The organism is Streptomyces sp. NPDC014006 (genome assembly GCF_043088925.1).
Taxonomy (GTDB): domain Bacteria; phylum Actinomycetota; class Actinomycetes; order Streptomycetales; family Streptomycetaceae; genus Streptomyces.
In genome coordinates, this window is the sequence record NZ_JBICAJ010000012.1 from 221,924 (window position 1) to 245,791 (window position 23,868).

Genomic DNA, 23,868 nt, shown 5'->3' on the forward strand with positions numbered 1-23,868 from the left:
TCGCTGTCGCTGTCGCTGTCGCTGTCGCTGTCGCTGTCGCCGTCGCCGTCACCGGGCCGGCCGGGGGGCCGGGGTGGGGCGTGCGGCCGGGCCGTAGCATGGCGGGACGTTCGCAGAGGGGGATTCGCGCATGGCCGACGAGACGGGAACACCGGGGATACCTGGGGCGCCCGAGAACGGGACCGCAGACGGGCCCGGCGCGGGGGAGAGCCCGAGGGTGTCGCTCGGCAAGGGCCCGGCGGCCGGGGGTGGGTCCGCCTCCGACGACTTCCCGGCGCATGCCACGGGCGCTGCGTCCGGTTCCGGCGGCCGAGCCGCCCCGTGGGCCGCTCCCGGCGCCGCGGAGGAGCCCGGACACACGGTCGCCTCCTCGGGGCCGCTCGCCCCGTCACCCCTGCAGGAGCAGCAGACGTTCGCCTCCGTCCCCGGCGGTACGGACACCGCGCACTCCTGGCCCGAACCCAACCCCTTCGCCCCGCCGCAGTCGCACCACGCCGGCGGTGCCCATCCTTTCGCCCCGCCGCAGCCGGGCCATGTCACCGACGCCAACCCCTTCGCGCCCCCGGCCGTGTCCACGCCGCGGGGTGAACCGGTGCCGCCGCCGCCCATCGCACCGGACGGTCCCGGCCAGGTCCCCTACGGCTACCCCGGCCCTCTCGGCTACCCGGGAGCGGCCGGCGGTGCCCATGGCCCCGAGGCCCACGGCTACCCGGCCGGCTACTACGGCTGGCCCGGCATGCAGCCCCTGCCCAGCAACGGCATGGGGACGGCGGGGCTGGTGCTCGGCATCATCGGCGCCGTCATCTTCTGCGCGTGGCCGCTGGCCATCATCGCGGGCGCTCTCGGCGTGATCTTCGGCGCGATCGGCCGCAGCAAGGCCAAGCGGGGCGAGGCCACCAACGCCGGCCAGGCCCTGGCCGGCATCATCTGCGGCGCCGCGGGCATCGTCCTCGGCGTGGGCTTCCTGATCCTGGTGATCGCGACCTCCTGACACCGAGGCGCACGCGAGCCGACGTCCCCGGGCGGGCGGGCAACGCCGGCCCACCCCTCACGCGAGCAGCGCCCGCCCGCCCCCCTCACGCGATCAGCGCCCGCCCACGCCCCCACACGAGCCGCGCCCGCCGGCCCCTCACGCGAGCCCTCGACCCAACCGCTCCCGCGCCTCCATCAACGCGAAGCCCAGCAGGTTCGGTCCCCGCCACCGCTCCGGGGCCGTCGCCGCATCGTCGTCCGCCGCGAGGCCGATGCCCCACACACGGTCGACCGGGCTGGCCTCGACCAGCACCCGGTCGCCCGTGTTCAGCAGGAACTCCCGCAGCTCCGGGTCGGCCGAGAACTTGTGCACGCTGCCCTCGACGACGATCCGGAACCGCTCGCGCGCCCACACCGCCTCGTCGAAGCCGCGCACCAGGCGCCCCGCCTTCTTGGCCTCGGCCGGGTGCGAGGCGGCCAGAACCCGCCGCTCCGCCTCCGCGTCGCCGAACAGCCGCGCCTTGCCGGCCATCATCCAGTGCTCCGCCGTGGCGTACCGCACGCCGTCGACCACGAACGGTGAGGGCCACCACTGGCTCAGACAGCTCGCGCCGACCCGGCCGTCGGCTCGCGGCCGGTGTCCCCAGAAGCAGAGGTACTTGATCCTCGCCCCCGCGTGGACCGCCCTGACCAGGGCCTCCCGAGAATCGATCTCCGTCATGCACGCGAGTCTGGCACGCGCCACTGACACTGCGTCCGCCCTTTTCCGGTATCACTCGACACCTGGTCGACCGAATTCGTCGCGTAACCGAAAGGCAACAACGGAATCCCTTGTCCACCTCCCGGTCCTCTGTCAGGATCGGCACTCAAATCGAGCTGGAGCTACGCCACCCACCCCCAAGGGGCAGCCACCCATCCCCACGGGACAGCCACCCGTCTCCCTCACGGGACAGGGGTACGACGGCGGAGGAGAGCGACATGCACAACCCGGGCACCACCCCGGAGAGGTCCGCGGAATTCCCCGCACAGGAGCGTTTCGCGGACGGCGCGCAGTACATCGCGGGACGCCTCACCCGGGGCACCTCGGGCCGCACCCACGCGGTCGTCGACCCGGCCACCGGCGAGGACGTCTTCACCTACGAGCTGGCCGGCGCCGACGACGTCGACGCGGCCGTGGCCGCCGCCCGCGCGGCTTTCCCCGGCTGGGCCGGTGCCACGCCCGGGGAGCGGTCCGACGCCCTGCACCGCTTCGCCGCGGTCCTCGCCGACCGTGCGGAGGACTTCGCCCGCGCGGAGTCCCTGCAGTGCGGCAAGCCGCTCAAGCTCAGCCGCGAGTTCGACGTGCCGGGAACGATCGACAACGCCGCGTTCTTCGCCGGTGCCGCCCGGCACCTCCAGGGGCAGTCGGCCGGTGAGTACTCCGGCGACCACACGTCGTACGTCCGCCGTGAGCCGATCGGTGTCGTCGGGTCCATCGCGCCGTGGAACTACCCGCTGCAGATGGCCGCCTGGAAGATCCTTCCGGCGATCGCCGCGGGCAACACCATCGTGCTGAAGCCCGCCGAGCTGACCCCGCTCACCTCGCTGCTGTTCGCCGAGGCCGCCACCGCGGCCGGTATCCCCGACGGCGTCATCAACGTCGTCACCGGGACCGGGAAGGAGGCCGGTGAGCGCCTGGTGGGTCACCCGGACGTGGCCATGACCTCCTTCACCGGCTCCACCGGGGTCGGCAAGCGGGTCGCCGAGGTCGCCACCGCCACCGTCAAGCGCCTGCATCTGGAGCTCGGCGGCAAGGCCCCCTTCGTGGTCTTCGACGACGCCGACCTGGACGCGGCCGTCAACGGCGCGGTCGCCGGCGCGCTCATCAACACCGGGCAGGACTGCACGGCCGCCACGCGCGTGTACGTGCAGCGCCCGCTGTACGACGAGTTCGTCGCCCGGACCGCCGCGCTGATGGAGACGGTGCGGCTCGGCGACCCGTTCGCCCCCGGCACCGACCTCGGACCGCTGATCTCGCACGCCCAGCGCGACCGCGTGGCCGGCTTCGTCGACCGGGCGCGTGCCTACGCGCGCGTGGTCACCGGCGGGGAGGCACCCGGCGGCGAGCTGGCCAAGGGCGCCTACTACCGGCCCACCCTGGTCGCCGACGCCCCGCAGGACAGCGAGATCGTCCAGGCGGAGATCTTCGGCCCCGTGTTGGTCGTTCTGCCGTTCGACAGCGACGATGAAGGCATCCGGCTGGCCAACGACACCCCCTACGGCCTCGCCGCCTCCGCGTGGAGCCGGGACGTGTACCGGGCGAACCGGGCGACACGCGAGATCAAGGCGGGGTGCGTGTGGATCAACGACCACATCCCGATCATCAGCGAGATGCCCCACGGCGGTTACAAGGCGTCCGGCTTCGGCAAGGACATGTCATCGTATTCGTTCGAGGAATACACGCAGATCAAGCACGTCATGTTCGACAACACGGCGGTCGTCAGGAAGGACTGGCACCGCACGATCTTCGGGGACCGATAGCCACGACGGGCCACCGACCACGGCCCACCCCTCCCGAAAGGGCAACCACGCGCATGGAGAGTTACGAGCCCGACCGCCTGACGCCGGCCCAAGCGGCCGCCATGCGGCGCAGTTTCCGCGGCGGCCGGGCCGCCCTGACCCGCCGTTCCCTGCTGCGCGCCTCCGCGGGCGGCGCGCTGGCGGTCGGCGGACTCGGGGCGCTGAGCGCCTGCGGCATCCCCGCGGCCGGCAAGACGGCGGGCGGCACGTCCGCCGAGGACCACTCGGCCCAGGAGAAGACCGTCAACTTCTCCAACTGGACCGAGTACATGGATGTCGACGACGCGGGCAAGCACCATCCGACCCTCGACGAGTTCACCCGGCGCACCGGCATCACGGTCCGCTACACCGAGGACATCAACGACAACAACGAGTTCTTCGGCAAGATCCAGCCGCAGCTCGCCGCGGGCCAGGACACCGGCCGCGACCTGATCGTCCTCACCGACTGGATGGCCGCCCGCCTGATCCGTCTGGGCTGGGTGCAGAAGCTGGACCCGGCGCACCTGCCGCACGCCTACGCCAACCTCTCGCAGCAGTTCCGCAATCCCGACTGGGACCCGGGACGGGCGTACTCCTACCCCTGGCAGGGCATCTCCACGGTGATCGCCTACAACAAGAAGGCGCTGGGCGGCGTCGAGGTGAAGTCGGTCTCCGACCTGCTCGACAACCGCAAGCTCAAGGGCCGCGTCGGCTTCCTCACCGAGATGCGCGACAGCGTCGGCATGACGCTGCTGGACATGGGCAAGGACCCGGCGAAGTTCACCGACGACGACTTCGACGCGGCGATCGCCCGGCTGCAGAAGGGCGTGGACAGCGGTCAGATCCGCCGCTTCACCGGCAACGACTACACCTCCGACCTCACCAAGGGCGACCTCGCCGCCTGTCTGGCCTGGGCCGGTGACGTCGTGCAGCTGAAGGCGGACAGCCCGGACGTCGACTTCATCATCCCGGACAGCGGGTACATCACCTCGACCGACGTGATGCTGATCCCCAACAAGGCACGTCACAAGACCAACGCCGAGCGGCTCATCGACTACTACTACGAGCCGCAAGCAGCCGCCGAGCTCGCCGCCTACATCAACTACGTCTGTCCGGTCGACGGCGTGAAGGCCGAGCTTGCGAAGATCGACAAGGATGCGGCGAACAACCCGCTGATCATCCCCGACAAGGCAATGCAGGCGAAGTCTCGCCCCTTCCGCTCCCTGACGCAGAAGGAAGAGACCGCCTACGAACAGAAATTCGCGAAGCTCACTGGGGCGTGACGATCATGACGACGACAGACAACAGCGGCGACGTCCGCCTCTCCGGGATCAGCAAGACCTACGGCGCCTTCACCGCCGTACACCCGCTCGACCTGACCGTGCCGCAGGGCTCCTTCTTCGCCCTGCTCGGCGCCTCCGGCTGCGGCAAGACCACCACCCTGCGCATGATCGCCGGCCTGGAGGAGCCCACCAGCGGCACCGTCCGCCTCGGCGACCAGGACGTGACCGGTCTGCCGCCCTACAAGCGGCCCGTGAACACGGTCTTCCAGTCCTACGCCCTCTTCCCGCACCTCGACATCTTCGAGAACGTCGCCTTCGGTCTGCGCCGGCGCGGCATCAAGAGCGTGAAGAAGCAGGTCGAGGACATGCTGGAGCTGGTCCAGCTCGGCGAGCAGGCGCGCAAGAAGCCGCACCAGCTCTCCGGCGGCCAGCAGCAGCGCGTCGCGGTCGCCCGCGCGCTGATCAACCACCCGAAGGTGCTGCTGCTCGACGAGCCGCTCGGCGCCCTGGACCTGAAGCTGCGCCGCCAGATGCAGCTGGAGCTCAAGCGCATCCAGATGGAGGTCGGCATCACCTTCGTGCACGTCACGCACGACCAGGAGGAGGCCATGACCATGGCCGACACGGTCGCCGTGATGAACGCCGGCCGCGTCGAGCAGCTCGGCGCGCCCACCGACCTGTACGAGAACCCGCAGACCACGTTCGTCGCGAACTTCCTCGGCACCTCCAACCTGATCGAGGCCGAGGTCGACACCAAGAGCGGCGACGACATCGTCCTCAAGGCGGGCGGCGGCAAGCTGGTGCTGCCGCAGGCGCGCTGTTCCGCGCCCGCCACCGCCGGCGGCAAGGTGCTGGTCGGCATCCGCCCGGAGAAGATCGCGCTCACGCACGCCGACGACGCGGGCTCGATCCCGGAGGGCCGCAACCGCGTCACCGGAAAGATCGCCGACGCCAGCTTCATCGGCGTCTCCACGCAGTACGTCATCGACAGCCCCGTCTGCGACGAGCTGGCGGTGTACGTGCAGAACGTCGAGCGCGACGGCCGGCTCGTTCCCGGCGCCGACGTGGTCCTGCACTGGAGCCCCGCGCACACCTTCGGCATGGACGCGACCCAGGACATCGACGCGGGCACCGAGGAAGAGGCGGCGGCCTGATGTCGACGCTCACCGAGGCGCCCCCGCCGCTCACCCCCACCGCACCGGAGAAGAAGCCGCCGCGCAAGCGGGGCCGCCTCACGCCGTACTGGCTGCTGCTGCCCGGCCTGCTGTGGCTGATCGTCTTCTTCGCGCTGCCGATGATCTACCAGGGCTCCACGTCCGTGCAGACGGGCTCCCTGGAGACCGGCTACAAGGTCACCTGGCACTTCGCCACCTACTGGAACGCGCTCGCCGAGTACTGGCCGCAGTTCCTGCGCTCGGTCGCCTATGCGGCCGCCGCGACCGTGCTGTGCCTGCTGCTCGGCTACCCGCTGGCCTATCTGATCGCCTTCCGCGCGGGACGCTGGAAGAACCTGGTCATGATCCTGGTGATCGCGCCCTTCTTCACCAGCTTCCTGATCCGCACCCTCGCCTGGAAGACGATCCTCGCCGACGGCGGCCCGGTCGTCGGCGCCCTGAACACGCTGCACGTCCTCGACGTCACCAGCTGGCTCGGCTGGACGGCCGGCGACCGTGTGCTCGCCACCCCGCTCGCGGTGGTGTGCGGTCTGACGTACAACTTCCTGCCGTTCATGATCCTGCCGCTGTACACGTCCCTGGAGCGCATCGACGGGCGGCTGCACGAGGCGGCCGGCGACCTGTACGCGCGGCCGTGGACCACCTTCCGCAAGGTGACCTTCCCGCTGTCGATGCCGGGCGTCGTCTCCGGCACGCTGCTCACCTTCATCCCGGCGGCCGGCGACTACGTCAACGCCGAACTGCTCGGATCCACCGACACCCGCATGATCGGCAACGTCATCCAGACACAGTTCCTGCGGATCCTGGACTATCCGACGGCCGCCGCGCTGTCCTTCATCCTCATGGCCGCGATCCTTCTCATGGTCACCTTCTACATCCGCAGGTCCGGGACGGAGGATCTGGTCTAAATGCCCTTCGTCAACTGGCTCAAGAAGAAGCTCGTCGTCATCGCGGGCCTGATCACGCTCGCCTATCTGCTGCTGCCGAACATCGTCGTCACGGTGTTCTCCTTCAACAAACCGAAGGGCCGCTTCAACTACGAGTGGCAGCAGTTCTCCACGGACGCCTGGAAGGACCCGTGCGGCGTCGCCGACATGTGCGGCTCGCTCGGCATCAGCCTGCAGATCGCGGTGTGGGCGACCGTCGGCGCCACCCTGCTCGGCACGATGATCGCCTTCGCGCTGGTGCGCTACCGCTTCCGCGCCCGGGGCGTGGTCAACTCGCTGATCTTCCTGCCGATGGCGATGCCCGAGGTCGTCATGGCGGCCTCGCTGCTCACCCTGTTCCTCAACATGGGCGCGCCGCTGGGCTTCTGGACGATCCTGATCGCCCACATCATGTTCTGCCTCAGTTTCGTCGTCACCGCGGTCAAGGCGCGCGTGATGTCGATGGACCCGCGCCTGGAGCAGGCCGCGCAGGACCTCTACGCCGGACCGGTGCAGACGTTCCTGCGGGTCACCCTGCCCATCGCGGCGCCCGGAATCGCCGCGGGCGCGCTGCTCGCCTTCGCGCTCTCCTTCGACGATTTCATCATCACCAATTTCAACGCGGGCTCGACCGTCACCTTCCCCATGTTCGTGTGGGGTTCGGCGCAGCGCGGCACGCCGGTGCAGATCAATGTCATCGGTACGGCCATGTTCCTGGTCGCCGTCCTGTGCGTGCTGTTCGCCATGGCGGCCGGAAACCGCCGCAGCAAGCACAAGGCGTGAGTCCCTTTCCGTAAAACCCTGTAGGGAGTTGAAATCATGGCCCCGAGCGCCATGAGCCGTTGGACAGAGTCTCTTTCCGAAGCGCAGCCGGTCCCGTACTGGCTGGACGACCCTTGCAGGCCGCGCCCCGAGCCCGCGCTGACCACCGCCGAGACCTGCGACCTGCTGGTCGTCGGCGGCGGGTACAGCGGACTGTGGACGGCGCTGATCGCCAAGGAGCGCGACCCGCAGCGGGACGTGGTCCTGCTCGAAGGCCGTGAGGTGGGCTGGGCCGCCTCCGGCCGCAACGGTGGCTTCTGCGCCGCCTCCCTGACCCACGGCCTGCCCAACGGGCTGACCCGCTGGCCGGACGAGATCCACACGCTGGAGGAGCTCGGCCGGCGCAACCTCGACGAGATCGAGCAGGCCATCGCCCGCTACTGCATCGACTGCGACTTCGAGCGCTCCGGTGAGATCGACGTGGCGACCGAGCCGTACCAGGCGCGGGAACTGCGCGAGTGGTACGACGAACTGGAGGCGAAGGGTCTCGCCGAGGGCATCGAGTTCCTCGACGCCGACGCGGTGCGCGCGCAGGTGAACTCCCCGACCTTCGAGGCGGGCCTGTGGGACCGCCGCGGCGTGGCGATGCTGAACCCGGCCAAGCTGGCCTGGGGCCTCAAGCGCGCCTGCGTCGACCTCGGCGTGCGCGTCTACGAGCACACCCCCGCGCTCACGCTGAAGACGTACGGCACCGGTATGGCCGTACGCACGCCGTACGGCCAGGTCCGCGCCCGGCAGGTCGCGCTGGGCACGAACATCTTCCCGAGCCTGGTCAAGCGGGTGCGGTCGTACACCGTCCCCGTGTACGACTACGCGCTGATGACCGAGCCGCTGACGGCCGGGCAGCTGAAGTCGATCGGCTGGGAGAACCGGCAGGGCCTCGGCGACTCGGCGAACCAGTTCCACTACTTCCGGCTGTCCGCCGACAACCGGATCCTGTGGGGCGGCTACGACGCGATCTACCCCTACGGCGGCCGGGTGCGGGCCGAGTACGACGACCGCCCGGAGACCTACGCCAAGCTCGCCGGGCACTTCTTCACCTGTTTCCCGCAGCTGGACGGCGTGCGCTTCACGCACGCGTGGGGCGGCGCGATCGACACCTGCTCGCGCTTCTCGGCGTTCTTCGGCACCGCCCACCAGGGCCGGGTGGCGTACGCGGCCGGCTACACGGGCCTCGGCGTCGGCGCGACGCGCTTCGGCGCGGACGTGATGCTGGACCTGCTGGCGGGGGAGCGCACCGAACGCACGGCGCTGGAGATGGTCCGCAAGAAGCCGCTGCCGTTCCCGCCGGAGCCGTTCGCCTGGACCGGCATCGCCCTCACCAAGTGGTCCCTGGCCCGCGCGGACGCCCACGGCGGCCGCCGCAACCTGTGGCTGCGCACGATGGACAAGCTGGGGCTCGGCTTCGACAGCTGACCCTGTCGCGTGACCCGGATCACTCCAACGGGTTGCCGCAACCCGCGTAATGCTCCTGGAAGACCTCCCTCTCGTTCGTGACGTCCGCGACGCGCACCGCGCCGCGACAGGTGCACGGGACAGGGAGGTCTTCTCATGGCAGCGGCGAAGACGGCGGTGGAGTGGCTGGCATCGGTGGCGCCGGATCCCGGGGCCTGCCGCTGGGAGTGGGAGCGCAATCCCCTCGGGGTCGCGCTGCTGCCCGCCGGCCGGGCCTGGGACGTGCTGATCCTGCCGGGCGACCTCGGCTACCCGACGCTCGACGTCCTCACCCGCATCCTCGACCGGCCCGGTCCCGTCCTGGTCGACTTCGGCGACCATCGCACGGGCTTCTTCGTGCCGCCCGGGACCGCCGCGCGCTGGATCGGCACCGGCATCCGCAGCGCCGGGCCCGGCACCTGGATCGTGGTGCCCTACCCGGGCCTGTCCACCGGCGCGGTGCGCTGGCTGCTCCAGCCGGACGGCTCCGGCACGCTGACCGACCCGGCGCTGCTCGAACTGGCGATGCACGAGGCGGCGGCGGGCCGGGCGGCCGGGGGCGAGCAGGGGTGATCCGCCGAAAGCCTTGACAACGCGATTGGTCTGGACCAAGTTGGGCGCGCTCCACCCCTCCACTTCCCCCATGCCCGGAGGCACTTGTGGACCGCACCAGACCCCTGGCCGCCCTGATCACGGCCGCCGTCCTGGCCGTCCCCGGCATCACCGCGCTCTCGTCGGCCGCCCGTGCGGCCGACGCGAACCTCGCGGTGAACGGCGGCTTCGAGTCCGGCCTCGACGGCTGGACCTGCCCCACTGGACAGACCATCACCTCACCGGTGCACAGCGGCAGTCACGCGCTGCAGGCCACCCCGGCCGGCAACGACAACGCCCAGTGCGCCCAGACGGTGGCCGTGCAGCCGAACGCGCAGTACACGCTGACCGGTTACGTCCGCGGCTCCTACGTCTACCTCGGCGCGAGCGGCACCGGCACCACCGACGTCTCCACCTGGACCCAGTCCGCCCCCGACTGGCAGCAGCTCACCACCACCTTCCGCACCGGCGCCGCCACGACCGCGGTCACGATCTACACCCACGGCTGGTACGGCACCGGCGCCTACCAGGCCGACGACCTCACCCTCACCGGCCCCGGCGGCACGACCGGACAGCCGCCCGCCGCTCCGGCGGCCCCGGCGATCGGCACCGTCACCTCCACCACTGTCACCCTGTCCTGGCCGGCGGTGCCGGGCGCCACGGGATACGCCGTCTACCGCGACGGCACGAAGGACCGGGCGGTGACCGGCACGACGGCCACGGTGACGGGCCTGGCGCCGTCGACGCCGTACTCCTTCCAGGTCACCGCGGTCAACAGCGCCGGTGAGTCCGCGAAGTCGGCGGCCGTGACGGCGACGACCGGGGCGACGACGGGCGGCGGCAGCGGCGACCTCCCCGCGCACGCCCTGGTCGGCTACCTCCACGCGAGCTTCGCCAACGGCGCCGGCTACACCCGCCTCGCCGACGTCCCCGACAGCTGGGACGTCATCGACCTGGCCTTCGGCGAGCCCACCTCGGTCACCTCCGGGGACATCCGCTTCACCCGCTGCCCGCTCACCGAGTGCCCGAACGCCGAGTCCGACGCCGACTTCAAGGCGGCGATCAAGGCCAAGCAGGCGGCCGGCAAGAAGGTCCTGATCTCCATCGGCGGCCAGAACGGCCAGGTCCAGCTGACGACCACGGCGGCCCGCGACACCTTCGTCGCCTCCGTCTCCGAGATCATCGACGAGTACGGTCTCGACGGACTCGACGTCGACTTCGAGGGCCACTCCCTGTCCCTGAACGCCGACGACACCGACTTCCGGAACCCCAGGACCCCGGTGATCGTCAACCTGATCTCCGCGCTGAAGACCCTGAAGGCGAAGTACGGCGCCACGTTCGTGCTGACGATGGCCCCCGAGACCTTCTTCGTGCAGAACGGCTACCAGTACTACGGCACCGGCAAGTGGGGCGGCCAGGACCCGCGCTGCGGGGCGTATCTGCCGGTGATCCATGCCCTGCGCGACGACCTGACCCTGCTGCACGTCCAGGACTACAACTCGGGCCCGATCATGGGCCTGGACAACCAGTACCACTCCATGGGCGGCGCCGACTTCCACATCGCGATGACCGACATGCTGCTCACCGGCTTCCCCGTCGCCGGCGACCCCGCCCGCGTCTTCCCGCCCCTGCGCCCCGACCAGATCGCCATCGGCATGCCGGCCTCCACCGACGCGGGCAACGGCCACGTCACCCCCGCCGAGGTCACCAAGACCCTCGACTGCCTGACGAAGAAGACCAACTGCGGTCCCTACACCCCCCACGGCACCTGGCCGTCGCTGCGCGGCCTGATGACATGGTCGGTCAACTGGGACCGCTACGGCGGCGGGGAGTTCCAGCGGACGTTCGACGGCTACTTCGGCTGATCACCCGCCACAGTGCCGTCAGCAGGACGGTGGCCAGGCACCAGCTGGCCACCACGTCCAGCGGCCAGTGGTAACCCCTGATCAGAAGTCCGGTGGACACGGCCAGGACGAGGGCCGTGCACGCGGCGACGGTGACGCGGCGGCCGGCGGGGGAGCGGAGCCAGGGCAGCACGAGCAGGGCCGTGGCGCCGTAGGCCACCGCGGCCGTCGCCGTGTGGCCGGACGGGTAGTAGCCGACGGCCGGGGGCATGACCGGGGTGGCGGGGCGGGCGGTCCATTCCTTCAGGGGCACGACCAGGGCCGGGACCAGCGCCATGGTGAGCGCCGCCGCGGCCGGCGGGAGCCACCAGCGGTCCAGGCCGGCCAGCCGGCCGCGCCAGGCGGCGCAGCCCACCGCCAGAGCCAGCACCGGCACCGCGACCTGGACGTTGCCGAGGTCGGAGAGCAGCTCCCAGAAGCGGTCGGGGTGCACGATGTCGCCGCTGAGGTGCTCGTCCACCGTGAGCAGCGGGCCGTCGGTGACGACCTGCCAGGTGGCGAGGGCGAAGAGCAGGACCGGCAGGAGCAGCAGAAGCATGACGCCCATGATCCGTCAGCGGACGGCGGGCCGGCGGGAAAAGGAGGCGGCCGCCCCGGAACAGGGGGGGGCGTTCCGGGGCGGCCGAACTGACCGGAACGTCGCGCGCCCCGGGGGGTTTGGGGCGGGCGACCGTCCGATCGGTGAGGAGATCCGGAGCCCTGGGGCTCCATCTGTGTGCGCGAGGCACGACCAGGTCGAAGCTGGGGAGGCCTCGGCCTGAGATCACCCACAGTCCCCTGTGGGTGGGGGTGTATCTCTCATCTGGGTAGAACCTACGACAGCCGGTGCGTGGCGAACAGCAGGAACGGCCACCTGCCATCCACCTCGCACACGTTCTTCACACCCTCTGCCGCAGGGCCGCCGGACGTGCGCACGACGTGCGTGCGGACCTCGTACTCAGATGCGGGTGAAGGCCTGCTCGATGATGTCGAGGCCCTCGTTCAGCAGGTCGTCGCCGATGACCAACGGCGGCAGGAAGCGCAGCACGTTGCCGTAGGTGCCGCAGGTCAGGACCAGCAGGCCCTCCTGGTGGCAGGCCTTGGCCAGGGCGGCGGCCGCCTCGGCGTTCGGCTCCTTGGTGGCGCGGTCCTTGACCAGCTCGATGGCGATCATCGCGCCACGGCCACGGATGTCGCCGATGATCTCGAACTTCTCGGCCATGGCGGTGAGGCGGGACTTCATGATCGCCTCGATGTTCTTCGCCTTGGCGTTGAGGTCGAGCTCCTTCATCGTCTCGATCGCGCCGAGCGCACCGGCGCAGGCCACCGGGTTGCCGCCGTAGGTGCCGCCCAGACCGCCCGCGTGCGCGGCGTCCATGATCTCGGCGCGGCCGGTCACGGCGGCCAGCGGCAGACCGCCGGCGATGCCCTTGGCGGTGGTGATCAGGTCCGGGACGATGCCCTCGTCCTCACAGGCGAACCACTGACCGGTGCGGCAGAAGCCGGACTGGATCTCGTCGGCGACGAAGACGATGCCGTTGTCGTTGGCGAACTTCACGATCTCCGGCAGGAAGCCCTTGGCGGGCTCGATGAAGCCGCCCTCACCCAGCACCGGCTCGATGATGATCGCGGCCACGTTGTCCGCGCCGACCTGCTTGGTGATCTGGTCGATGGCCTGCTTGGCGGCCTCGGGTCCGCAGTTGTCCGCACCGGTGGGCCAGCGGTAGCCGTAGGCGACCGGGACGCGGTAGACCTCGGGGGCGAACGGGCCGAAGCCGTTCTTGTACGGCATGTTCTTCGCCGTCAGCGCCATGGTGAGGTTGGTGCGGCCGTGGTAGCCGTGGTCGAAGACGACGACGGCCTGACGCTTGGTGTACGCGCGGGCGATCTTGACGGCGTTCTCGACGGCCTCGGCGCCGGAGTTGAACAGCGCCGACTTCTTCGCGTGGTCACCCGGCGTGAGCTCGGCCAGCGCCTCGGCGACGGCCACGTAGCCCTCGTACGGGGTGACCATGAAACAGGTGTGGGTGAAGTCGGCGAGCTGCGCGGAGGCGCGGCGGACCACGGCCTCGGCGGAGGCGCCGACGGAGGTCACGGCGATGCCGGAGCCGAAGTCGATCAGGCTGTTGCCGTCGACGTCCTCGATGACGCCGCCGCCGGCGCGCGTGACGAACACCGGCAGCGTGGAGCCCACGCCCTGCGCGACCGCGGCGAGACGGCGGGCCTGAAGCTCCTGCGACTTCGGGCCGGGGATGGCGGTGACGACGCGGCGCTCCTGCGGAAGTGCGGTCATGCGGGGCTCCTGGGGGTCTTGCGGATGCTTGCCTTCTTTTCTCGCAGGCTAAGACGGGGAAGGAGGGGCGGGCATGCTCCATGTGGGCGTTGTCGGGGGTGCCCGTTGTCCGCGATGGATATACAGGTGAGGGCGGCCGGCGATGCGGGACCGGCCGCGCACTCGGTGAACTCCCTTGGCGGGGGCGTTAGATTGGCTCGCTAGTGGTCGACGGAACGGCTGGTCAGGGGGCAGGGGCGATGGAGAGCGACGGGACGCACGAGGCGCGGGGCGCCGGGCCGGGTGCTCAGCCGGGCGCCCGGTCAGGCACCCACGCGAACCCGGTGCCGCGCCCGGCCGGGCCGCCGCAGGTGCCGGGGGCCGCTGGGCCTTTTGGGGCCTCCGGGGTGCCACCACGGCCGGCACACGCACCGGGGCAGGCCCCGGTGCCCGGGCAGGTACCGGGGCAGCCCCCCGCGTCCCCCGTCGCCGAGTGGCTGGACGCGCCGCGCCCGGACGCCGAGCCCGGGATCTGGCGGCTCGGCTACCGCCGCCCCGACCCCGGCACCGGCCGCGAGCGGCTCGCCCCCGTCACCCTCGTCGGCATGGCCGTCCCGCTGGTCATCGGGCTGCTGCTGTGGTCCCTGTGGCGGCACGGCAGCCTCCCCTACCAGTGGAGCCTGCTGCGCCTGGTCACCCCCGACGACTGGTGGTGGGGCGGCACCTTCGCCTCCCCCAAGGGCTGGCAGGGCGCCGAGGCCACCGTCGTCTACGGCGGCACCTTCTTCGGCGTGCTCGTCTACGCCATGGGCCGGCTCGGCAGCTGGCCCGGTGTCGTCCGGCACATCGTGGCCCGCCGCCCGCAGCCCGCCCGCGCCCTGCTCGCGCTGCTGTTCGCCCTGGTCGCCCTGAGCTTCGTCTTCCCCAGCGCCTTCCCCGGCGTCGGCTGGGACGCGCTGCCCGTCGTAGGGCCGGTGTTCTCCCTGGTCGCGCTGGTCACCGGCGGCTACGACGTCTTCACCTCGCCCTGGGTCACCGACCTGCTCTACGCCGTCATCACCGCGCTCGTGGTGTGGCCCTTCGCCCGCCTCGGCGCCTGGCTGCCCTACGCCAGGGAACGGCTCGGCGCCCGCCGCGAGGCGCAGACCACCGCCGTACCCGACAAGCCGGTGCCGCCCACCCAGTGGCCCGCCCTGCGCGAGGCCGGCCAGCACCAGGCCGCCGATCTGCTCACCGCCGACGTGCTCGCCGGGCGGATGAACGACGTCGACTGTGCCCGGCTGGAACACGCCTGGCGGCGGGCGCGCGGCCGGGGCCGCCTCGCCGAGTTCACCGACGCCGTCCTGCGCCACGGCTCCGCCGCGCTCACCCACCCCTCCGGCACCCGCGACCTGCCCGCCCGCACCGCCCGGCACGACCTGCGCGCCGGGCAGGTGCGCATCGGCCGCTGGGTCGCGGGGGAGCGCACCCCCCTCGCGTACGGCGACGCCGGCGCCGCCCTGGACCCGGCCGCCCTCGGCACCTCCCTGCTCGTCGTCGGCCCATCCGGCGCCGGCAAGACCCGGCAGTTGACCGCACCCCTCGTCGAGTCCCTCGCCCTGCAGGCGCTGACCGGGCAGTGCGCCGTCGTCGCGGTGGGCGCCGGATGCGGACCCGACGCCTCCTTCGACGTGGTGGTCCGCATCGGCGACCCCGCCTCCGTGCACGACCTCGACCCCTACGCCGGCGCCACCGACCCAGACGAGGCCGCGTCCCTGCTCGCCGAGGCGCTCGCCGGCGACCTTGACACCGTCGGAGCCCAGCGCGCCGCGACCGCGCTGGCCCAGCTGCTCGGGCCGTACCGGGCCGCCTACGGCGTCTTCCCCACCCTGCCCGTGCTGCGCGAACTGCTCGCCGGGGAGCCCACGCCGCTGACCGACCTGCGCGCCGCCCTGGCCGAGGAGCGGCACGCCGTGATGCGGCGCGAGCTGGACGCCCGGGTCCGCCAGTCCGGCACCCCCGGTGACCCCGGGCTCGCGCTCGCCGACCGGCTCGCCCTGCTGGACCGGCCGGTGTTCGCGGAGTTCTTCGGCGCGGGCGGCGACACGATCCAGCCGTTCTCGCTGCGCTCCCTCGCCCACCACCCGCTGCGCGTGCGCATCGATCTGCCCGAGCACGGGCACGAGGAGGCCGCCCGGCTGCTCACCCGGCTGGTGCTCGCCCAGTTCACCGCCGTCGCGCGGGAGAGCGGCCGCGACCACTTCGCCTGCCTCGTCCTGGACGACGCCACCGGCGCCGTCACCGCCGAGTCCGTCCGCCGCATCCAGCGGCTGCGCTCGCAGAACGCCGGCGTGGTCCTCGCGCTGCGCACCGTCGCCGACGTGCCCGAGGCGCTGCACGGGCCGCTGTACGCCGCCGTCGGGTGCCGTATGGCCCTGTCGGGGGTCAGCACCTGGGACGGCAGCCGGTTCGCCGGGGCCTGGGGTACCGAGTGGGTGGAGACCCGGGACGTCGCCCAGCACACCGTCTTCGCCGACCAGCCCATGACCCGCGCCCTGCACGCGCTGCGCAAACTGGTCACCGGCAAGGCCGTCACCACGGAGGCGGTCACCGTCCGGCAGGTCGAGCGGGAGCGGTGGTCGGCCTCCGAGCTGGCGCACTCGGTGCCGCCGGGGCACGCCGTGCTGTCGCTGACCACGGTGACGGGCGAGCACGCCCCGCCGCTGCTGGTGGACCTGCGCGGCTGACGTCACCGCCGGCCTCACGACCTCACGGCTGCTCCCACCGCTGTCCGGAACTCCCGGACGGCGGCGCGCGGCGACCGTACGGTGAGGCAGAATCGACATAGGTCGTTCATACGTGGCGGCCAAAGGATCACAGCGATCACAGCGCTCCCACGACATCCGCAGACCTGCCGCAGACCTGAAGGTCCCATGCCCCTGACGCTCGCCTCCCTCGTCCACCACTCCGCGCTCAAGCTGACCGTGCGGGCGGGCGAGGACCGCCTGGACGTGCCCGTGCGCTGGGCGCACGTCAGCGAGCTCGCCGACCCCGTCCCGTACATGGACGGCGGGGAGCTGCTGCTGATCACCGCGCTGAAGCTGGACGCCGAGGACCCGGAGGCGATGCGGCGGTACGTGCGGCGGCTGGCCGGCGCGGGCGTGGTCGGCATCGGCTTCGCCGTCGGCGTCAACTACGAGGAGACCCCGAAGGCCCTGGTCGACGCCTGTGCCGACGAGGGCCTGCCGCTGCTGGAGGTGCCGCGCCGCACGCCCTTCCTGGCGATCAGCAAGGCCGTGTCGGCCGCGATCGCCGCCGACCAGTACCGGGCCGTCACCGCCGGCTTCGCCGCCCAGCGCGAGCTGACGAAACAGGCCCTGAACTCCGGCCCCGAGGGGCTGCTCGCCGCGCTCGCCGCGCAGGTCGACGGCTGGGCGGCGCTGTACGACGCCTCCGGTGCCGTCGTCGCCACCGCGCCCGACTGGGCCGTACGCCGGGCGGCCCGGCTCACCCCCGACGTGGAGCGGCTGCGCGAGCGGCCCGCCCCCGCCTCCTCCGTGGTCGGCGGCCCGGACCACGAGGACCGCGTCGAACTGCACTCCCTCGGCACCGGCCGCCGCCCCCGCGCCGCCCTCGCCGTCGGCACCGCCGCCACCCTCGGCACCGCCGAGCGCTACGCCGTGCACTCCGCGATCGCCCTGCTCACCCTCACCACCGAGCGCTCCCGCTCGCTGCACGCCGCCGAGCAGCGGGTCGGCACCGCCGTGCTGCGCATGCTGCTCGCCGGGGAGCCCGACCACGCGCGGGCCGTCGCCGGGGACCTGTACGGGACGCTGCTGGACGCGCCGTTCCGGGTGATCGTCGCCGAGTCGGCGTCCGCCTCCGCCGCCCGGGCCCATGCCGACGCCCACGCGCACGTGACGGCTACGAAACCGGCCCCCGCCGGGCCCGCGGCCGCCGTGGACTCCTCGGGCGACCCGCTCGGCGGCCTCGCCGAGACCGTCGAGGCGGCCGCCGCCCGCGCCGGTGAGGCCGTGCTCGTCGTCCCCGACGGGGAGCGCCTCGTGGTGCTCGCCACCGACGGCGGCGCGGCCGTCGGCGCCTGCACCGCGTACGCGGCGGCCCTGGAGGCGGGACGCGCCACGGAGCCGCACGAGCAGGCCGGCGGCGAGGACGACGAACTGATCGTGGGCCTGTCCGCGCCGTCCGGGCCGATCGCGGCCGCCGCCGCGTACAAGCAGGCCGAACAGGCGCTGTCGGTCGCCCGCCGGCGCGGCAGGGTGTGCGTCGAGCACGAGCATCTGGCGTCCGGGTCGGTGCTGCCGCTGCTCGCCGACGACGCGGTCAAGGCGTTCGCCGACGGCTTGCTGCGGGCGCTGCACGAGCACGACGCGACGGGCCGCGGCGACCTGGTGGCCTCCCTGCGTGCCTGGCTGTCCCGGCACGGACAGTGGGACGCGGCCGCCGCCGACCTGGGCGTGCACCGGCACACGCTGCGCTACAGGATGCGCCGCGTGGAGGAGATCCTCGGCCGCTCCCTGGACGACCCGGACGTCCGTATGGAGCTGTGGCTGGCGCTGAAGGCGACATCGACCGAATAGTCGTACGCCAAAGCGGCGTACGCGCGCCGCCGACTGCTACGGGTCGGACAAACGACCCCCGCCCGCCCCGGCCCTACGGTGGTCTCGAAAGCACGCACACCCCCTACGCGGAAGGGCCGGGACTCGCACATGACTTCCACCCACGCCTTCTGGCTCGCCGGCCGCCAGGCCACCGGCGACGACACCTTCGACGTCAGCTCCCCGTGGGACGGCCGGCTCGTCGGCACGGTCGCCGTGCCCACCGAGGCGCAGGTCGAGGAGGCCGTGGCCGCCGCGTACGCCGTGCGGGACGAGTTCGCCGCCACCCCGGCGCACGTACGCGCCGCCGCTCTGGACCACGTCAGCAAGCGGCTCGTCGAGCGCACCGAGGAGATCGCCCAGCTGATCTCCGCCGAGAACGGCAAGCCGATCAAGTGGGCCCGCGGCGAGGTCGGCCGTGCCGTGTCCGTGTTCCGCTTCGCGGCCGAGGAGGCCCGCCGCTTCAACGGCGGCGACGGCCAGCGCCTCGACACCGACGCCGGCGGCCAGGGCCGTCTGGCGATCACCCGCCGCTTCCCGAAGGGCGTCGTGCTCGGCATCGCGCCGTTCAACTTCCCGCTGAACCTGTGCGCCCACAAGGTCGCCCCCGCGATCGCCGCCGGCGCCCCGATCATCCTGAAGCCGGCCCCCGCCACCCCTCTGTCGGGCCTGATCCTCGGCGAGCTGCTGGCCGAGACGGACCTGCCGGCCGGCTCCTGGTCGATCCTGACGGTCCCGAACGACCGCATGCCCGCCCTGGTCAAGGACGAGCGCCTGCCGGTCATCTCCTTCACCGGCTCCGACAAGGTCGGCTACGCCATCATGGACTCGGTGCCGCGCAAGCACTGCACCCTGGAGCTGGGCGGCAACGGCGCGGCCGTCGTGCTCGGCGACTGGGCGAGCGACGAGGACCTGGACTGGGCCGCGACCCGCATCGCGACCTTCTCCAACTACCAGGGCGGCCAGTCCTGCATCTCGGTGCAGCGCGTGATCGCCGACGCGTCGGTGTACGACCGCCTGCTGCCGCGCATCGTCTCGGCCGTCGAGGCGCAGGTCACCGGTGACCCGTCCGACGACAAGGTGGACGTCGGCCCGCTGGTCAGCGAGGACGCCGCCAAGCGCGTCGAGTCCTGGGTCGACGAGGCCGTGGCGGCCGGCGCGAAGCTGCTCGCGGGCGGCAAGCGCGACGGCGCCTCCTACGCGCCGACCGTCCTCGCCGAGGTCCCGGCCGACGTCACGATCGCCTGCGAGGAGGTCTTCGGGCCGGTCCTCACCGTGCAGAAGGTCGACGGCGAGGCCGAGGCTTTCGCCGCGGTCAACAGCTCCAAGTTCGGCCTCCAGGCGGGCATCTTCACGCACGACCTGCAGACCGCCTTCCGCGCCCACCGCGCCCTCGAGGTCGGCGGCGTCGTCATCGGCGACGTCCCCTCCTACCGCGCCGACCAGATGCCGTACGGCGGCGTCAAGCAGTCCGGCGTGGGCCGCGAGGGCGTCCGCTTCGCGATGGACGACTACACCTACGAGCGGGTCCTGGTCCTGACGGGCATCGCCCTCTGACCGACCCCTCCCCAGGCCAACGGCCTCAGCCCACTGTGCGGGGGCTGAGGCCGTTGTCGTCCCCGCGTGCGAGGGCGGCCCGGCAGGCGCTGCTCCCCCGTGGCTGCGTAGGATCAACGGCCATGATCCACAGCAGGCTGGGCGACCTCATCGCCACCGGTCTGACCGACCGCCTCGACCGGCGCGACCGTATGCTCCTGGAGCGTCGTGCGGGTATCAAGTCCGCCGGGGACAAGCCCTTCCCGCTGGATCCTCGCGGCTGGTGGTACGCGGTGCCCGGTGAGACGTACGACGGGGCCTTCGAGGCGCTCGGTCTGCACGACCGGTTCCCGGTCACCATGGACGAGGGTGCCGACGTCGAGGACCTGCCCTTCCGCGAGGATGCGGTCCCTGCTTTCATCACTCCCGAACTGGACGGCTGGCGGCTGGTCTTCGGCAATCTGCCCGACCTGATCGGCCTCGACTGGGACGCGTGGATGGCCGCGGCGGAGCGGCTGAGTGCCCTGTGCGGCGAGGCCCAGATGTTCTACGAGGACGGAGCCGGCGGCACCTGCCTCTGGGTGGTCGCCCGCGAGGGCCGCATCCGCCGGCGCTGCGCGGCGCAGAACGACGCGGACTGCGTCGGCGACCCGTTCCCCTGGGAGGAACACGACGGCACGACGACGGTGGCCCGGGCGTGCGGACGGCTGTCCGTCGACCCCGGCCTCGTCGGTGCGTCCACGCGTATGCGCGGCCACGGCTGGCTCGCGCTCAGCCGGCCGGGCATCGGCCACGAGAACCTGAACGCCCTCGTGCGGCTCTGAGCCGGCCGGCTTCGCCCAGGAGGCAACCCCGGGGCGGTCGGACTCACCTGGTGAAGCCGAGGCGCGCGAGGCGCAGGGTGCCGTGCAGGGTGAGGCGCAGGTCGTGGACTCCTGCCGTGGCGAAGGCGGCCGTCAGTCGCGTGTAGGCGTACGGGTCACTGCCGTCCGCCTCCAGCACGGCGAGCAGTGACCCGCCGTGCACCGAGATCTCCAGCCGGCCCTCGCCGGCCGCCTCCGCCGTCACCTCCCGCACTCCGTCCGGTCCGAAGTCGCAGGCCCGGAAGAGGAGTTCCGCCGGGGAGTCCGGCGCCGGCGTCACCGCGTCGCCCGAGGTCTTCGTCCGGTCCACGATCTGCGCGCCGCTCTGCTCGTCGAAGTCGGCCGCGTCCAGGCCCCGTTCGCGGACCGGGCGAGGGGCCGCGGGCTCGCCGTCCAGCCGAAGTGCCGTCCGCAGCCGGATGTCCTCGCTGGAGGCGCCGACCAGGATCTCGTACGGTCCCGGTTCCAGGCGCCATTCACCGTGCGCCACGTCCCAGAACGCGAGCGCGGACAACGGGACGTCGAAGCACACCTCCGCCGTCTCGCCCGCGGCCACGGTGAGACGACGGTGGGTCAGCAGCTCCCGCCGCGGCCGCGGCACCGACGGTTCCACGGCACGGCCGTACAGCTGGGCCACCTCGTCCGCGGGACGCGCCGAGGTGTTGGTCACCGTGAAGGACACCCGCAGCGTGTCGTCCGCGACCGACGTCCGCAGGTCACCGTAGGCGAAGGACGCGTACGACAGGCCGTGCCCGAAGGGGAACAGCGCGGTGCCCTCGAAGTAGAGGTACGTCTGGCGGGAGCCGATCACGTCGTAGTCCAGCAGGTCGGGCAGGTCGGCGTCGTCGGCGTACCACGTCTGCGGGAGGCGGCCCGCGGGGGAGACGTCCCCCGCAAGGACGCGGGCCAGGGCGGTGCCCGCCGCCTGGCCGCCGTGCGCCGTCCACAGCACCGCCGGCAGCCGCTCCCCGTCCAGCGCGTACGGGTACGCCGACACCAGCGCGAGCACCGTGCGCGGATTGGCCTCCCGGGCCGCATGCAGCAGCCGTTCCTGCTGGGCGGGCAGCCTGAGCGTCGTGCGGTCCTCGGTCTCGCGGCCGTTGATGTGGGGATCGTTGCCCGCCACCAGTACGACCACGTCGGCCCGCGCCGCGGCCCGGGCCACCTTGTCCTCGCCGCGCTCGGTGACGACCACGGTGAAGATCTCCGGGTTCTCCGCGGCAACCTTCACGCCGTCGGCGGCGACCGTGACATGGCGACCCGTTCCCAGGTGACGCAGGAGGTGACCGTCGCCATGCGGTTCCAGGCGGAACGTCTCCTGGACGACCCAGCCGCCCGGCTGGTCGGCGGAGGCGCGGAGGTAGCCGTCCTCGGCGACGGACAGGTAGCGGCCGTCGGCCGCGCGCAGCGTCAGGACGCCCTCGCCCCAGTCGACGAGGGCCAGTTCGCTGCCCACGGGGGACGCGGTCAGCGGCGGCAGGTCCGTACGGCCGGCCAGCAGCGCCGGGTCGAGCGCACCCACCGCCCAGGGCGCCTCCGCACCGGCATCGTCCGCCTCCGGCACCTGGAGGAACGCTCCCCCGGAGGTCCGCAGCCGTACCCGGTCCACGCCCTCCGCGAACTCCACCCTCTCCGCCCCGAACCGCTCGTGCAGCCCCTCCAGCGGAGTGGACCGGTGCAGGAGCGTGCCGCTGTACCAGTCGAGCTTGCACTCGTCGACGAGCAGCCCCACCACCGCGATCCGGGTGCCGGCGGCCAGCGGCAGCAGCCCGTCGTTGCGCAGCAGCACGATCGCCTGCTCGGCCGCCTCCCGCGCCAGCTCCCGGTGGCCCGGCGTGTCGAAGGCGCCCGCGTCCTCGTACCCGTCGAACTCCCCGAGCCGGAACCGGACGGAGAGCTGGCGGCGGACGGCTGTGTCGATGTCCGCTTCCGTCAGCAAGCCTCGCGCATACGCCTTCTCCACCCGCGCCACGATCTGCGTCGCGTCCGTGCCGTGGTCGGTGAAGCTGTCGACGCCCGCCTTCAACGCGGCCGCCGTCGCCTCCTCGTGGGTGGCGAAGTAGCGCTCCGAGTCGACCAGGTTGGACGGCGCGCCCGCGTCGGAACAGACCAGCAGCTCCTCGTCCGTCCAGCGCCGCAACTGCTCGTTCAGATACGGCGATACGTGGTTGGGGCGGCCGTTGACCAGGTTGTACGCCGGCATCACCCCGGCCACCGCGCCCGCCTCGACCGTCTCGCGGAAGGCGCGCAGGTCGTATTCGTGCAGCACGCGCGGCCGCACCGAGCTGGAGGTGGTGTCCCGCCGTGTCTCGTTGTTGTGGGCGAGCCAGTGCTTGAGGACGGGCGCGGTGCGCCAGTACACCGGGTGGTCACCGCGCAGGCCGTGGGTGTAGGCGGTGGCGATGGCGGAGGTGAGCTTCGGATCCTCCGAGTAGCCCTCCTCGCCCCGGCCCCACAGCGGGTGGCGCAGCAGATTGACCGTCGGGGCCCAGACGTTGAGGCCGACGCGCTCGTCACGGGCGCGCATCGCCCGGACCTCCTTGGACACGGCCTCGCCGACCCGGCGCACCAGCTCGGGGTTCCAGGTCGCGCCGAGGCCGACGGCCTGCGGGAAGACCGTCGCCGGGCCCATCCAGGCCACGCCGTGCAGCGCCTCCTGCCCGGTGCGGAACGCGGCGACGCCGAGCCGCGGCACGGCGGGCGCGAACTGGTGCAGGAAGGAGATCTTCTCGTCCAGGGTGAGGCGGCCCAAAAGGTCCTCGACGCGCTTGCCCATCGGCACCGGCGGGTCGCGGAAGGGCAGGGCCGGAGTGATGTCAGCGGTCATGTGAAGTCCCCTTCTTCGAAGCGCTTCGATGCTCTTCGGCTGGGTCGCTCGCTGTCAAGGGACCGCGACATGACTCTTGTGCGCCCCCGGGCCGTCACTTAACCTCGCTGCAACATCGAAGCGCTTCGACATCGGGTAGCCGCTGTGA

Annotated in this window: 17 protein-coding genes; 13 read left to right on the forward strand and 4 right to left on the reverse strand. The window is 72.2% G+C overall.

Going from position 1 to position 23,868, the window contains the following annotated elements; genetic code table 11:
* Nucleotides 1–130 precede the first annotated feature (130 nt).
* Nucleotides 131–991, forward strand: a complete 861-nt coding sequence (locus ACF1GV_RS33720; RefSeq protein WP_391688506.1) for a DUF4190 domain-containing protein — start codon at nucleotides 131–133, stop codon at nucleotides 989–991.
* 138 nt (nucleotides 992–1,129) lie between these two features.
* On the opposite strand, the gene ACF1GV_RS33725 is transcribed toward ACF1GV_RS33720, so the two are convergent.
* On the reverse strand, nucleotides 1,130–1,693 hold the full coding sequence (locus tag ACF1GV_RS33725) for an NADAR family protein (RefSeq protein WP_391688509.1): 564 nt from the start codon (nucleotides 1,691–1,693) through the stop codon (nucleotides 1,130–1,132).
* 257 nt (nucleotides 1,694–1,950) lie between these two features.
* Between ACF1GV_RS33725 and ACF1GV_RS33730 the strand changes: the two genes are divergently transcribed.
* From ACF1GV_RS33730 to ACF1GV_RS33765, 8 genes are all read left to right on the forward strand, one after another.
* Complete coding sequence (locus ACF1GV_RS33730) at nucleotides 1,951–3,492, forward strand: gamma-aminobutyraldehyde dehydrogenase (protein ID WP_391688511.1); 1,542 nt, start codon at nucleotides 1,951–1,953, stop codon at nucleotides 3,490–3,492.
* A gap of 53 nt (nucleotides 3,493–3,545) precedes the next feature.
* Nucleotides 3,546–4,793, forward strand: coding sequence for a spermidine/putrescine ABC transporter substrate-binding protein (locus tag ACF1GV_RS33735; protein ID WP_391688514.1), 1,248 nt, complete (start codon nucleotides 3,546–3,548; stop codon nucleotides 4,791–4,793).
* A gap of 5 nt (nucleotides 4,794–4,798) precedes the next feature.
* Nucleotides 4,799–5,947: an ABC transporter ATP-binding protein gene (locus ACF1GV_RS33740; protein ID WP_391688517.1), complete on the forward strand. Its 1,149-nt coding sequence runs from the start codon at nucleotides 4,799–4,801 to the stop codon at nucleotides 5,945–5,947.
* Entirely contained in the window at nucleotides 5,947–6,876 is a 930-nt protein-coding gene (locus ACF1GV_RS33745; RefSeq protein WP_363266547.1) for an ABC transporter permease, read from the forward strand. The genes ACF1GV_RS33740 and ACF1GV_RS33745 overlap by 1 nt, the downstream gene beginning before the upstream one ends.
* Nucleotides 6,877–7,677, forward strand: a complete 801-nt coding sequence (locus ACF1GV_RS33750) for an ABC transporter permease (RefSeq protein WP_391688520.1) — start codon at nucleotides 6,877–6,879, stop codon at nucleotides 7,675–7,677.
* A 36-nt stretch (nucleotides 7,678–7,713) separates the two neighbouring features.
* On the forward strand, nucleotides 7,714–9,132 hold the full coding sequence (locus ACF1GV_RS33755) for an NAD(P)/FAD-dependent oxidoreductase (RefSeq protein WP_391688523.1): 1,419 nt from the start codon (nucleotides 7,714–7,716) through the stop codon (nucleotides 9,130–9,132).
* A gap of 135 nt (nucleotides 9,133–9,267) precedes the next feature.
* Complete coding sequence (locus tag ACF1GV_RS33760; RefSeq protein ID WP_391688526.1) at nucleotides 9,268–9,723, forward strand: hypothetical protein; 456 nt, start codon at nucleotides 9,268–9,270, stop codon at nucleotides 9,721–9,723.
* Nucleotides 9,724–9,809: 86 nt separating this feature from the next.
* Nucleotides 9,810–11,606: a chitinase gene (locus tag ACF1GV_RS33765; RefSeq protein WP_391688529.1), complete on the forward strand. Its 1,797-nt coding sequence runs from the start codon at nucleotides 9,810–9,812 to the stop codon at nucleotides 11,604–11,606.
* Here the strand turns inward: ACF1GV_RS33765 and ACF1GV_RS33770 are convergent.
* Nucleotides 11,545–12,183 (reverse strand): phosphatase PAP2 family protein, encoded by a 639-nt coding sequence (locus tag ACF1GV_RS33770; protein ID WP_391688531.1) that lies wholly within the window; start codon nucleotides 12,181–12,183, stop codon nucleotides 11,545–11,547. The two genes, ACF1GV_RS33765 and ACF1GV_RS33770, sit on opposite strands and share 62 nt — an antisense overlap.
* Nucleotides 12,184–12,582: 399 nt before the next feature.
* Complete coding sequence (gabT, locus tag ACF1GV_RS33775) at nucleotides 12,583–13,917, reverse strand: 4-aminobutyrate--2-oxoglutarate transaminase (protein ID WP_391688534.1); 1,335 nt, start codon at nucleotides 13,915–13,917, stop codon at nucleotides 12,583–12,585.
* Nucleotides 13,918–14,156: 239 nt separating this feature from the next.
* On the opposite strand from gabT, the gene ACF1GV_RS33780 reads away from it, so the two are divergent.
* From ACF1GV_RS33780 to ACF1GV_RS33795, 4 genes are all read left to right on the forward strand, one after another.
* On the forward strand, nucleotides 14,157–16,622 hold the full coding sequence (locus ACF1GV_RS33780; protein ID WP_391688537.1) for an ATP/GTP-binding protein: 2,466 nt from the start codon (nucleotides 14,157–14,159) through the stop codon (nucleotides 16,620–16,622).
* Between the two features lie 186 nt (nucleotides 16,623–16,808).
* Nucleotides 16,809–18,476 carry a PucR family transcriptional regulator gene (locus ACF1GV_RS33785; RefSeq protein ID WP_391688540.1) on the forward strand — a complete coding sequence of 556 codons (1,668 nt, stop codon included), beginning with the start codon at nucleotides 16,809–16,811 and terminating at the stop codon, nucleotides 18,474–18,476.
* 129 nt (nucleotides 18,477–18,605) lie between these two features.
* The gene (locus tag ACF1GV_RS33790) at nucleotides 18,606–20,051 is read left to right on the forward strand and encodes an aldehyde dehydrogenase family protein (protein ID WP_391688543.1); all 1,446 of its coding nucleotides are present in this window, start codon (nucleotides 18,606–18,608) and stop codon (nucleotides 20,049–20,051) included.
* A gap of 122 nt (nucleotides 20,052–20,173) precedes the next feature.
* Nucleotides 20,174–20,854: a hypothetical protein gene (locus ACF1GV_RS33795; RefSeq protein ID WP_391688545.1), complete on the forward strand. Its 681-nt coding sequence runs from the start codon at nucleotides 20,174–20,176 to the stop codon at nucleotides 20,852–20,854.
* A 43-nt stretch (nucleotides 20,855–20,897) separates the two neighbouring features.
* Here the strand turns inward: ACF1GV_RS33795 and ACF1GV_RS33800 are convergent, their stop codons facing one another.
* A complete protein-coding gene (locus ACF1GV_RS33800) occupies nucleotides 20,898–23,720 on the reverse strand; it encodes a glycoside hydrolase family 3 C-terminal domain-containing protein (protein ID WP_391688547.1) in 2,823 nt (940 codons plus the stop codon).
* Nucleotides 23,721–23,868 lie beyond the last annotated feature (148 nt).